We start from the raw sequence: 12,580 nt of genomic DNA, 5'->3' as shown, positions 1-12,580 counted from the left end.
TGAGAAACAACCCCGGTCAATAGACCGGGGTTGTTTTTGTATGTGGACAACTCTGCCAATCCTGTTGTGGCGTTAGGGACTGCGGGAACTGGCTAGTCTTGATCAGTGATCTTTATTCTGGCCGTTGTAGGCATTTTGGGTGTTTCAGCCTCCGGACCCATCATGGCGGCCACCATGGCCCCGGCCTTGACGATTGCCTTGTGGCGCAATGTTTTCGGCGCTTTGGTGCTGGGAGCACCAACTGCGATCAGTAGTCCCGGGTTCCTTAAGTCACTGACTCGATCTGAGCTCAAGTACACCGCAATTGCAGCAACTGCTTTGGCCTTCCATTTCGCATGCTTCGTAACTTCAGTAAAGATGACAACGGTTGCGGCCGCTACGGCCCTTGTATGCCTGCAAGCAGCCTGGATTGCGCTATTTCAGTGGCTCCAGGGATCAAAGCCGCCACGACCGGTCCTCATGGGCCTAGGAACAGCCATGGTGGGTGTGGTGGTCATTACGGGTTTTGATATGGGTGTCTCCCGTGAGGCGCTGGTGGGTGACCTGCTAGCCCTAGTTGGCGGCATACTTGCCGCTATTTACACCATGGCTGGCTCAAAGGCCCGCAAAAGCCTCTCAATAGGTGTCTACTCAAGCCTTTGCTACGGTATTTGTTCGCTAATTCTGCTCGCCTTGTGTTTGGTCTTTCGCCAACCGCTGGTCAACATTCCGCCCGAGGCTTGGTGGGGCATTGTTGGTGTGACAGTGGCTGCCCAGCTCTTTGGCCACACCATCTTCAACTATCTGCTGGCCACCATTTCCCCGTTGGTGGTGTCCATGATGATTCTGCTTGAAATTCCCGGCGCTGCGATTATGGCCGGCGTCTTTCTTAGCCAGCAGCTGCCTCCGGGCACATACGCAGGTTTGGGGCTAATCCTTGCCGGCCTGGCCATGGTGGTGTTGCGCCAAGGGCGTAGCGGCATCAAGAAAGGCATCAAGAAATAGGGCTGTCCACCACCAGCAGACAGCAGACAGGGCCGTTAAACGCCAAGGAGGGGCCGGGAGCAATGCTCCCGGCCCCTCCTTGGCGTTTAGTGCAAGTTAGTGCTTTGGATCCCTCGGCTTAGGCGTCGCAGCATCCGTGGCAGCGACAGCAGCGTCCTTGGCCTTCACGGCTGCATCCTTGGCATCGGTGGCAGCATCGCCCAAGTTTTCCTTGGCGGCGTCAACAGCGTCACCAATTTTCTGGGATGCTTCCGCAACAGCGTCCTTTGCTTTCTCGACCACTGTTTCGGCGGACTCAGCAGCCTTGGTGGCAACGCCGTCGTCCGCGGAAACAGGAGTGGGCACAGCAACCGATGCCTGAGCAGCAACAGGAGCCGGCACAACCGCAGGAGCAACGGGAGCGGGAGTCTTCCATGGATCAGCTACCGGCTTGGAAGCCTTCCATGCTGCAACTCCGGCGGCAGTGGCGGCAACAACAACGCCCACCACAATCCAGCCACGGCCCTTACGCTTCTCTTTTTTGGCGGCCTTGCTCATCTCAGCGGCAAACTTCTTGGCTGCCTCAGCAGCTGCCTTCTCAGCCTGAGCCAAGGCCTTCTTGTTGCCTGTTAGCTTGGCCGCAGCAATCGCCAGCTGATGGGAAACCTTGGACTTTTCAAGGGCAACCTCAACCGCATGGGCAGCATCGCCCAGCTTCCCCGAAACGAGTGGGAAGAAGTCATCCACCACCTTGTCCTTGGCGCTGGTGATGGCAGGAGCAGCCTTTTCCAGTGCGTCATGAATGTGCGGGGTAGCGTCATCAACAGCATCGGAAATCCTTGGTGCCAATCTTTCAAGGCCCTCCTGAAGTTTTGGGGTCACGGCCGCAACGCCGTCGGCCGTGTACTGAGCAGCCTTGCGCAATCCATCCTGAACGATGGGGGAAGCGTGCTCAATGCCTTTTTCGATGCGGGGAACAGCCCAGCCCAGTGCCGCCTCAACACGTGGAGCCGTCCAGTCCTTGGCGTTCTCCACATGTGGAGCAGCCCATTCACGGGCAGTGTCCACACTGGTGTTCAATGAATCTTCCAAACCTTGGGTAAAGCGGTCGACCTTCTTCACGTTTCCTCCAGATGTCAGCAGTTTCATGATTTAGCCTACGTCGAGCAGAGCGCTGTTGCTATCACCTAGCAGTTCGCCGGGCGCGGAATGGCATGTCTTGACAGAATATTCTCATTTTCGCATGACAGAATAACGCCATGACTGCTATCCCAACCGCAAAAGCAACTATCAGCACGAGCCTGGGCGACATTGAGGTAAACCTCTTTGGAAACCACGCTCCCAAGACCGTGGCAAACTTCGTTGGCCTGGCTACGGGTTCCATTGAATGGACCCACCCGGGCACCGGCGAAAAGACCAACGCCCCGTTGTACAACGGCACCATCTTCCACCGCATCATCAAAGACTTCATGATCCAGGCTGGAGATCCCCTGGGTCGCGGCATTGGCGGACCGGGCTACCAGTTCGACGACGAGATCAACCCCGACCTGAACTTCAACGACCCCTACAAATTTGCCATGGCTAACGCTGGCATCCAGGGCGGCCGTGGGACCAACGGTTCACAGTTCTTCATCACCACGGTGAACACCAGCTGGCTCCAGGGCAAGCACACCATCTTCGGTGACGTCACAGACGAGGCCTCTAAGGCCGTTGTTGATGCCATTGAAGGCGTTGCAACCGGTGCGGGCGACAAGCCGCGCGAAGACGTTGTCATCAACTCCATCAGCGTCGTAGAGCTCTAAACCCCGCTTGACCTCCTGGCTTTGGTTGCCAGGTGCCTTCATGGGTGCCTGGCAACCAAAGCCTTCCTTATATACCTCTTATTAGGATCCGTCTCTTGAGTTCTTCACATCCGGTCCCGTATCCCTCCACCGGAGCCCCTGTCTGCCCAAGGCACCCCGACCGGGTTTCTTATGTGAGCTGTCAGCGGTGCGGCCGGCCGGCATGCCCAGACTGCCAGCGAAGTGCTGCCGTGGGAATCCAATGTGTGGACTGTGTCAGCGAAGCCAGTAAGAGCGTTCCTTCCCGCAGAACTATTTTTGGCGGCGTTGTCCGCACAGGCCGGCCCTTGGTGACCATCACCATGATGGCCATTTGTGTGGCTATGTACGCTTTGGACTTGGCTATTCCCAAGGATTTCATTTTCCAGAACTTCGCCTACGCCCCGTTCTACACGGAAACGGAACCGTGGCGGATGGTGACATCAGCCTTCTTGCACTCAACAAACCTCATGCACATTGCCTTCAACATGTATGCGTTGTGGATTCTTGGCAATGCCCTTGAGTCTGCCTTTGGACGGGTGCGTTTTCTCGCCGTCTACCTTGTTAGCGCGTTTGCAGGATCCGTGGGAGTCCTCTTGCTTTCGCCCATTGATACGGTGGTTGTGGGTGCTTCCGGTGCCGTCTTCGGTTTGTTTGGCGCTCTATTCGTGGTGCAGAAGAAGCGCGGCGGAGATCTTCGCCAGATAGTGGTCCTGCTGGCCATCAACGCAGCTATTGGATTTGTCATCCCTAATATTGCCTGGCAGGCCCACTTAGGTGGTCTGATTGCCGGTGCACTCTGCACCGCCGCCATTGCCTACGCCCCCACGAAGAACCGCAATCTGGTGCAGTGGGGTGGAATCGCAGCGGTGACAGTATTACTTCTTGCCCTCACCGCGTACAAGGTTTCCACCTTCCCCGCCTTCACCATCGTCAGCTAACTTTCGACGGCGCCCGCCTCACCCTGCGCCCGGCACTCTGCGCTCCGCACCTTGCGCCCCTCACCCTGCGCTCCGCACCCGCCTCACCCTGCGCCCGGCACTCTGCGCCCCTCACCCTGCGCTCCGCGCCTTGCGGCTGGGCGCCTTACGGCTTGAGGCGTCGGTAGTCTCCTCCGTAGTGGAGCAATGGTGACAAGTCCCGGCTCCACTGTGCGTCTTCACCCATGGAGACCACGTTTCCCACCACCAGTAGGTGGGTTGCCGCCTCGTGGATGGCCGTGGTTTCCACTTCAAACCAGGCCAACGCTCCTGCCATGATGGCGTTCTCAGTGACCGGTCCGCGCCTGAAATTAATCTGGTTCAACAGACCCTCGGTGGGTGTGCCCGGGCTGGCCAGCCAATTCGCCTGGGACTTCTGCTCTGCTGTGAGTAGCGACAGTGCCCACGATCCCGCTTCTGCCACCGCCAGCGCAATCCTTGATTCCCCATAAAGACTCACCAGTAATGTCGGAGGGTCATAGGACACTGACAAGTAGGCGCTCACTGTCGCTGCATAATCGCGGTTCCGAATTCTGGTGCTGACAATGGCGACCGAGCCGGCCTGTTCGGCACTGAGTCGGCGGAATTCGTCGATCGATTCCTGTGTAAGGTGCTGTGGGAAAACTCTGTGGATATCGAGGGGATCGGGTAGTTCCATGGCTTCATCGTTGCACGTTTCTACAGTTATCCACATAGATGTCCACACATGGGCATAACTTACAGAGCTGTAGTTCTAGTAGTTCTGTGTTAGTCGAACATGTGGTTATCCCCAGACTTGTCCACAATGGGTATAAGTTACACACATGTAATTCCACAGCTGTGGATTACTTTCTGAAGCGGTTAACTGATCGTTTGGCCGGATCTGCTACAAAGTTATCCACTTCTGTGGATAACTTTGTGAACAACTATGGATAACCCCAATTTCGAAGATGGCTTGTGGATAGTTCGAAGGAGTTGTCCACGGCAGTGGATAAGCCTGTGAGTTGTGGGAAAGAGTTATCCACAGTGTGGATAACTCTGGGGACAGTGACAAATCCAGTATTTTGTGCACCTGTCCGCGTGTAGGATCTGGGGCTACTTCTCACGGTCCAATGACGTGCCACCCGAGGATCGGCCTCTGGGTAGTTTGCCCATGCTGACTCTGGCCTTTTCCTCAATCCAAGGCGGGTCTTCAACCACGTGAGACAAAACTGAGAATCCCCGCTGGCTAGGGCCAAAAATAGTCACCGGTCGGCGTGGGTCGCCCATGGATTTCGTCTGGGATCCTAAACATCTGTGCCCAGAGCGGCGTATTCTGCGTCCTTAGAAACAAACTCAGACCATAACGTGGGCTGTGGTCGACACAATCGATGGATAATCCCTAGAATGGGATCAGAATTGTTGGTCTGGGTAGGACCTGAGTTGTATCTGGTGCGGCGCAAGCCCGCATTAGAATGGCGGAATGCTCGATGGGCAGACGCTGCATGAAATGGGGATGAGTGGCCCGACGGGCAAAAGCTGGGGACATCGTTGCACAGCTGATAGGAAACACTTCGAGAGGAGTGCTTCTTGTTGGTGCCCGGGGCGTGGGAAAAACCTGGATGTTGGGCCAGATTTTGGATGCACTCGGTGGGGAGTCCACCACGATCAGGCTCTCAGCGAGTAAGGCCCTGGCAGCCATACCCTTCGGTGCCGTCAACGCCCGTGTGGGTGCCAACCTGGCACGTAGCAACGAGTACTACGATGTCCTCAATGGGCTGCTCGAGCAGATACATGCTGCACTGGGGAGTTCCAAACGAGTTTTCTTAATTGTCGATAACTCTGAGTATCTGGATTCGCAAAGCTCAGCAATTATCATGCAGGTCATCATGTCCTCTGAGGCGAAGCTCATTGTTGTCGATCAGCACGGCAGTCATAATAGTCAGCTGCGGGAACTGTGGCGTGACGGGTACTTGACTCGCTTCGAACTGGCACCGTTGCACAGTGATGACGTGCGCGGAATCCTTGAGGAAACGCTCGGTGGCCAAATCGCCGGGCCCACGGTCAACTATCTGGCCAGCCGTTCGGGGGGTAATCCTCTGGTTCTCAAAGGGCTGATTTCAGGGGCGCAAGAGGAAGGTTCGCTGCGACAGGTCAACGGTGTGTGGATATTGGATCACCCTGCTGACCTGATGGGCTCGGAGTCTTGGGAATTTATGCAGATGGATTTGGAGCACCTTCCAGAAGACTCTCGCCGAATCATTGAAATCTTGGCACTGGCCGGCTCCTTGCCGATGGATTTGGTCTTGGAACTGTCCAGTCCGGAAGCGGTGGATGACATGCACCAGCGGGATCTGGTGAAAATTGGGCCAGGCCCGGCATTGGTCATGCACTTGTCCCGTCCGGCCACGGCCGCGCCCATTCGGGCGATTGTTCCCATCGGGCGTAGTAGAAGGCTTTTGGCTGAAGTTTCACAGTTGCTGCCAGCCACGAGTCATCCTTCACCCGAGGAAATCATCAGCATCGCCCGGTGGACACTCGATTGCGGGCTTACTCTCGACGACGATCGGCTGCTGGAAGCCGCCATTCACGCCAATCAGCTCATGCGGCCTAAGGACGCGCTGCAGTTTTGCAGCATGTCCGTCGGTTCGGAGCACCTGCCAGCACTGTTGGCGGAGGGGGCAATCGCACTCTCGAACCAAAACATGCTCACGCAAGCCCGGAGCCAAGCGCTGCGAGCTTTCGAGCTCGCCATAACGCCGGCGGCAGCGGCCACCGCCTTGCGGGCAGTGCACTTGAGCCACTTCTCCGAGTTGGACTATGAAGAGAAGCTCAATCATGTGCTGGAGAATTTCCATCTCCGGTTCGGGATGGTTCCCGCGGAGAAGGCCGTCACCAGGGCAGACATTGACGTCTTGATTGTGGTCGCGATGCGGGACGTTACCTTAGGCAATGCCGCAGCTGCCACTGCCGTCATCGAGGAGGTACTGAAGCATCCTTTGGCGCAGAACGTTAGCGACATGGTTCTTTTAAGGTCACTGCAGGCCGAAGTCTTAAGCGCCGTAGGAAAGATGAGCCAGGCCGTGGCGCTGGCTGGCGAAGTCCTTGCGGTAATGGAACGGCCAGAGGGTTTTCCACGACCCGATATTTCCCTTTTGGCCTACACTCGCGCTGTGGCAGCCGTCATTTACGACGGCGGATGGGACCTTGCGCGTGCGGCGCTGGAGCCGGCGGTTTTTGTCAACACGGACCTCATGTTATTTTCTGGGGGGCTCCGGGATCTTGCTGCGGCCACCATGGCATGCCGCCGCGGCCATTTTGAAGAGTCATTGCCGGCACTCCGTTCCGCAACCGTGGCACTGGCAGACTACGATCCTTGGTCAGTACGTCCCACGGCATTGGCGCTCTTGGCCTATGCCCTGGTCATGCATGGCGACTTGGTGGGTTCCCAAGAACAATTGGCTCGATGTGCCTCACTGAACCAACGCAGCGGGACGTTCCATGAGCTTGAAGCGTCTGCTTACGCTGCAGCCGCGCAGGTTATGACTGGTCAAAATGAACTTGGACTGGCTAGGTTGCGTAGCCTGCAACGAGAATGTCGCAACCGCGGGTATACCGGAATTGAGCTGACAATTCTCTCATTGCTGGTGCGCGTGGGGGACGGCACTGCCATGCCTCGGTTGTCGGAAGTTGCTTCACTAGTGGACTCCGGGAGTAAAGAGTTCTTTGTGGAGTGGTCCCGCGCCATGGCGTCCCAGAATCCGGCGGATCTGGACCAAGCCAGCGTAGTTGCCATGGAATATGGGTTTGACCTGATCGCTGTGGAGTTGGCAACCCATGCATTGAATAAACTCCATCACAGTGGAAAAGTACACAAGAGTAGGAAATCAGCCACGAAGGTGGTTGCAATGCGTGAAAAGATGCCCGGTCTGGTGTCACCGGTGTTCGATGCTATTGAAGCGCCCAAAATGACCCGCCGGGAACACCAGATAGCCCTCTTGGTTGCCCAAGGTGAATCAAACAACTCCATTGCCACCAGGCTCCATGTCTCATTGCGAACCATTGAAGGTCACCTGTACAGGACCTTCATCAAGTTGGACATTCAATCGAGAGAGCAGCTGGCCTCGTTAATTAACGGCGAAGAGCCTGGTAATCAAAGCGATTCCTTTTACACATAATTTCTCAGCCTTGGTGGCCAGAATGAGTCTGGCATGGTGCTAACTACAGCACCAACGGCCCTGACAGAGGCCATAATCACGCTCGGACAGGGCTGCTTGGCAGAGCTCTTTTAGTGCCAGATCAGCGTCCTGTCCAGAACGACTGCGCGGGGCTACAGTGGAACTACAAACAGCACTCGGTCACCAATCGCCGGTAATTTCTGGCGCTGTGAAAGGTAGGGCGGCAACATGTCTGAGCAAGACGAATCCAAGCAGCAAGATTCGAAGCAGGATGAGAGCCACGGACGGTACGTCCAAGGCTCTTACGGCAAGGCTGGTTCCGAGGAAGAACACCACTCAACCGATCCTGAGGGGCGTTATATTGAAGGCGACTACGGGCCGGCAGGCACAGAAGAGGCTACCGAAGACACTGAGCGTGGAAGGTTCATTGAAGCCGACTACGGCACGGCCGGAGATGTACCGGGCCGTGCCGCAGGGGATCCTAAGGGTCACTACAGTGAAAGTGATCTAGGCGATGAGTCCAAAGACTGAAAGCTAGCTGCGCCAGCGCGTTGTCATCATGAACCCGGCCAGGGCAATGGCGAAGCCGATGCCGATGTTCCAGTTACGGATGTTCGGGATGGGGAAGCGGCCATCAGAGATGTAGTAAGTGATGATCCAAGCCAAGCCCAAGAGCATCAAGGTGACCATGACGGGGACGAACCAAACGGCGTTGGGTTGCTGTGCCTTGCTGGACGGCGTTTCGGCCGGACCTTTGGTGGGGCGGCGACGCGATTTTGACTCAGGCACAGGAGCTCCTTGACATTGTGATCGGGGAAAACGACCACCTCGATGGGTGTGGGCTGTCCATTGCCTGTGACGTTGCTGGGGTAATTATTCCAAGGCCGTGAACTGCCGGTATTGTTGACGTAATTCTAGCTGTATTTAACGCAGCTGCAGATTGCATGAAATTATCGCTCAACTTCAGTCAGGAGACCCGCTTGGTTCGATCGCCTAGCCATGTCGAATCAGCTGTGGGTGTTGAGGAACTCATCACCGATAATGAAAATGTACGTCGGAGAAATAAGCGATCAGCCCAGCGAGAGCGGGCCAAGCTCCAGAAACAGGGCTTTTTCCGCACCCTCATCCAGATCATCGGCGAACTGCTTATTACCTGTGGTGTGATCTTGCTGTTGTTTGTGGTGTGGGAACTGTGGTGGACCAACATTGAAGCCAATACCGCCCAACAGGCTGCCGTCTCCCAATTTGCGCAGGAGTTCCAGGGCCCTGTGACTCCCCCAGCCCCTGACGCGCCCCCCGTTGATTACGGTGACCCAAAAGTCATGGCCGCTCCAGAGCAGCCAAGTACCGTATTTGGCGTGGTCTACATTCCCCGGTTTGGCCAGACCTACAGCAGGCCCCTTGTGGAAGGCACAGCCCCGGCCCAACTCGATACCCTCGGATTGGGTCGCTACGAGAGTTCTGCCATGCCGGGCGAGGTGGGCAACTTCGCCGTAGCAGGGCATAGGCAAACCCACGGCGCCGTCTTGGACGCGGTACACACACTGGTCCCGGGAGACAAGATCTACGTCCAGACCAACGATGGCTACTACACGTACGTTTTCCGCAACAATCAAATTGTTATGCCGAACCGTGGCGACGTCATTGCTCCCGTCCCCACGCAACCGGGCGTTGCACCAACCGAACGTTTCATGACCATGACCAGCTGCAATCCGCGTTTTGGAGCGGAGGAGCGCATCATCAGCTACTCAGTGATGGAATCCTGGCAGCCGGCTAGTGCGGGTCCGCCAGCAGAAATTGCCGCTCAAGTTGCAGCGAATCAGAACGGGAAAGGCTGAGAATGTACGGCTGGATCTTTAGAAACCTGCCGGGACCGTTGTGGTTCCGCATCATCACGACCATTCTCTTTGTGGTCGCCATAGTGCTGGTATTGATGCAGTTTGTGTTCCCCTGGCTCTCCCAATTCAACCCTCTAAATGATTCAACGATTGGTGGTGGAGTCTGACATGGCAGTGCGGATTCTTGTCATAGATAATTACGACAGCTTTGTCTACACGCTGGTTGGATACCTGCAGCAACTGGGCGCCGAAACCACTGTTGTCCGCAATGACGACGTCACCTTGGCTGAAGCGGTGGAATTGGCTGGCACGCGCGACGGCGTATTGGTGTCCCCCGGCCCCGGTACCCCCGCAGAAGCTGGGGTATGCATCGAACTGATCAAGTGGTGCGGGAGTAACAACAAACCCATGTTGGGCGTTTGCTTGGGTCACCAAGCGCTGGCCGAAGCTTACGGAGGTGTGGTCACCCACGCAGAGCAGCTCATGCACGGCAAGACCAGCGAGGTCCATCACCGTGGCGCCAGTGTTTTTGCAGGACTGCCCAGTCCCGTCATCGCCACTCGTTACCATTCGCTGTCAGCTGTTCCGGCCAGCATTCCGGAGGTCCTCGAGGTCACGGCAGAGACGGTCGACGGCGTGATCATGGGTTTGGCGCACAAAACCGCACCTTTGTGTGGGGTCCAGTTCCATCCGGAGTCTGTTCTCACCGAAGGCGGCTACACCATGTTGGGCAATTGGCTCGAGTCGCTTGGAGAAGTTGGTGCTGTCGCCAAGGCGGCGACCTTGAGCCCGCTCATCAACAGCTGAGTGGCACTCGTAGCTAGGCCTCACTAGCAGCGGGCACTGTTGGTGGCGCTAGGGCTTCTTTGGAGGCTTAGCCGGGGCTGACTCCGTGGGGACGTTCTTGGTCTTGGGTGATGTGGCCGTCGAAGGCGTGGGAGTGGGCGTTGGTGTTGGTTCCGGGGTTGGCGGTGCCTTTGCCAGAGTTACAACCACCGTCGTGCGCTGTGCCACCAGTGCGCCTGCCTGAATGGACTGCCCGGTCACCATACCTGGAGTCACCACAGAGTTCTCAGATTCCTCAAAAGTAACCTCCAGATGCTCCGAAACATTCTTCAGGGCATCAGTAACGGCTTTCTTGACCTGGTCCGGATCCTTCGTCAGGTCGAACAAGGACGGCATTGCTACCTGACCGGTGGAGACCTTGATGGTGACACTAGTCCCGACGGGCACGCTCTCGCCGGGCGCCGGATCCGTGGTGACCACCAGATTAGCGCCGATCGAGCCGTCATTAACAAGATCGCTGGACTTGACGAGCAGGCCAAGATCTACCAGATTCTGGCGCACATCGCCGTCGGTCCTGCCGGCAACATCCTTGGGAATAGCCACCTCGGATGGTCCCTTGGAAATGAACACTTCCACCGCGGTGCCTAATTCTGTCAGGGTCCCCGCAGCGGGATACGTGCGGATCACGGTGCCTTTATCCACGGCAGAGAACTCCTCCGTGCTACTGGCATCCATGCCCAAGGCGTCCAAGCGGAACATGGCATCGTCCTTGGACATCCCTGCCAGAGAAGGGATGGTTTCCTGGGCAATAGCAGCCGGTTGCTGATTCAACATGTTGTAACCCACCACGGCGCCACCACCGAGCATAAGGGCGACAACCACAAAGAGCGTCACCATCCAGGCTCGACGGCGCCGCTTGACAGCAGGGGCGAGGTCATGAGCCTGCTCTGGTTCGCCGTCGTCAGTGGTTAAAGCTCCCCCGGCCATGACCTTGGCCATGGCGCGGCTAGAGGGGCCGGCGTCGTGCGTGCCGAGAAGAGGTGATGCTGTCAGCGGTTCAGCGACGGCCGAGATCACTGTGGTCTCGTCGGCAGAGGCGTGGGTGGGCGCCTGCACCTGTCCGGGAGAGGGCATAACGCCAGTGCCGGCAGCACGCAGAGCGCGACGGAAGGATGCCGCGTCCTGGAAACGCTGATTCCGGTCCTTCTGCAGCGCACGCATAAGCAATGCGTCCAGGGCTGGCCCCAGCTGTGGGTTGAAGGTGCTGGGCACGGGGGGTAGCTCGCGCACATGTTGATAGGCCACCGAGACGGGTGAATCACCGGTAAAGGGAGGCCGTCCCGCGAGCATCTCGTACAGCAGGCAGGCGGCAGAATATAGGTCACTCCGGGCGTCGACGCTCTCGCCGCGCGCCTGTTCCGGCGAGAGATACTGAGCAGTCCCCATGACGGTCTGGGTCTGGGTCATGGTGGCTGCAGAATCGGAGATGGTTCGCGCGATGCCAAAATCCATAACCTTGACCGTCCCCAGGACACCGTGTTCATCCTCGGTGACCATGACGTTGGCCGGCTTAATGTCTCGGTGGATTACACCTGCACGGTGGCTGTAATCAAGGGCCGCCAGCACGCCACTGGAGTACTCCAGCGCCTGATCCGTGGTGATGCTCTTACTGCGGATCAGATCGCGCAGCGTCTTGCCATGAACATATTCCATGACTATGTAGGGAACGTGGGCGCCGTCGCCAGCATGCTCTGACGTGACATGTTCGCCTGTGTCGTACACAGCAACGATGGCCGGGTGGTTCAGACCCGCAACAGCCTGCGCCTCGCGTCGAAAGCGTGCATGCAGGTGTGAATCCCGAGCCACGTCGGCGCGTAGCAACTTGATAGCGACAGTCCGGCCCAGACGCGTGTCGCGGGCCTTATACACATCAGCCATGCCGCCACGGCCCAGCAATTCCCCTATCTCGTACCTGTCATTGAGGACGCGCGGAATACTCATAAGTACCAGTTAGTCCTGTCTGGGTAGGTGTGAGGTTGGGGAATGCTGGGTTAGGG

At 57.3% G+C, this 12,580-nt stretch carries 11 protein-coding genes; 7 read left to right on the top strand and 4 right to left on the bottom strand.

The window, feature by feature from the left end:
• Positions 1-105 precede the first annotated feature (105 nt).
• Complete coding sequence (locus AS189_RS02485; protein WP_062286107.1) at positions 106-984, top strand: DMT family transporter; 879 nt, start codon at positions 106-108, stop codon at positions 982-984.
• Between the two features lie 96 nt (positions 985-1,080).
• Here the strand turns inward: AS189_RS02485 and AS189_RS02480 are convergent, their stop codons facing one another.
• Entirely contained in the window at positions 1,081-2,112 is a 1,032-nt protein-coding gene (locus AS189_RS02480; RefSeq protein ID WP_237759948.1) for a hypothetical protein, read from the bottom strand.
• Between the two features lie 110 nt (positions 2,113-2,222).
• On the opposite strand from AS189_RS02480, the gene AS189_RS02475 reads away from it, so the two are divergent.
• The gene (locus AS189_RS02475; protein ID WP_062286103.1) at positions 2,223-2,765 is read left to right on the top strand and encodes a peptidylprolyl isomerase; all 543 of its coding nucleotides are present in this window, start codon (positions 2,223-2,225) and stop codon (positions 2,763-2,765) included.
• A 230-nt stretch (positions 2,766-2,995) separates the two neighbouring features.
• Positions 2,996-3,724 carry a rhomboid family intramembrane serine protease gene (locus AS189_RS02470; RefSeq protein WP_424581070.1) on the top strand — a complete coding sequence of 243 codons (729 nt, stop codon included), beginning with the start codon at positions 2,996-2,998 and terminating at the stop codon, positions 3,722-3,724.
• Positions 3,725-3,869: 145 nt separating this feature from the next.
• Here AS189_RS02470 and AS189_RS02465 read toward each other — a convergent pair whose 3' ends face one another.
• A complete protein-coding gene (locus AS189_RS02465; protein ID WP_062286099.1) occupies positions 3,870-4,421 on the bottom strand; it encodes a flavin reductase family protein in 552 nt (183 codons plus the stop codon).
• A gap of 820 nt (positions 4,422-5,241) precedes the next feature.
• On the opposite strand from AS189_RS02465, the gene AS189_RS02460 reads away from it, so the two are divergent.
• Positions 5,242-7,899 carry a helix-turn-helix domain-containing protein gene (locus AS189_RS02460; RefSeq protein ID WP_337589197.1) on the top strand — a complete coding sequence of 886 codons (2,658 nt, stop codon included), beginning with the start codon at positions 5,242-5,244 and terminating at the stop codon, positions 7,897-7,899.
• A 228-nt stretch (positions 7,900-8,127) separates the two neighbouring features.
• A complete protein-coding gene (locus tag AS189_RS02455; RefSeq protein ID WP_062286095.1) occupies positions 8,128-8,430 on the top strand; it encodes a hypothetical protein in 303 nt (100 codons plus the stop codon).
• Between the two features lie 3 nt (positions 8,431-8,433).
• Here the strand turns inward: AS189_RS02455 and AS189_RS02450 are convergent, their stop codons facing one another.
• Positions 8,434-8,688 (bottom strand): cell division protein CrgA, encoded by a 255-nt coding sequence (locus AS189_RS02450; RefSeq protein WP_062286093.1) that lies wholly within the window; start codon positions 8,686-8,688, stop codon positions 8,434-8,436.
• A 242-nt stretch (positions 8,689-8,930) separates the two neighbouring features.
• On the opposite strand from AS189_RS02450, the gene AS189_RS02445 reads away from it, so the two are divergent.
• A complete protein-coding gene (locus AS189_RS02445) occupies positions 8,931-9,737 on the top strand; it encodes a class E sortase (RefSeq protein ID WP_424581521.1) in 807 nt (268 codons plus the stop codon).
• A 168-nt stretch (positions 9,738-9,905) separates the two neighbouring features.
• Positions 9,906-10,544 carry an anthranilate synthase component II gene (locus AS189_RS02440; RefSeq protein ID WP_062286089.1) on the top strand — a complete coding sequence of 213 codons (639 nt, stop codon included), beginning with the start codon at positions 9,906-9,908 and terminating at the stop codon, positions 10,542-10,544.
• 48 nt (positions 10,545-10,592) lie between these two features.
• On the opposite strand, the gene pknB is transcribed toward AS189_RS02440, so the two are convergent.
• Positions 10,593-12,524, bottom strand: coding sequence for a Stk1 family PASTA domain-containing Ser/Thr kinase (gene pknB / locus AS189_RS02435; RefSeq protein WP_062286087.1), 1,932 nt, complete (start codon positions 12,522-12,524; stop codon positions 10,593-10,595).
• Positions 12,525-12,580 lie beyond the last annotated feature (56 nt).

It is taken from the genome of Arthrobacter alpinus (genome assembly GCF_001445575.1).
In the GTDB taxonomy this organism is placed as follows: Bacteria; Actinomycetota; Actinomycetes; order Actinomycetales; family Micrococcaceae; genus Specibacter; species Specibacter alpinus_C.
Note: the sequence above shows the minus strand (reverse complement) of the source record. Positions and strands in the feature narration are given on the sequence as shown.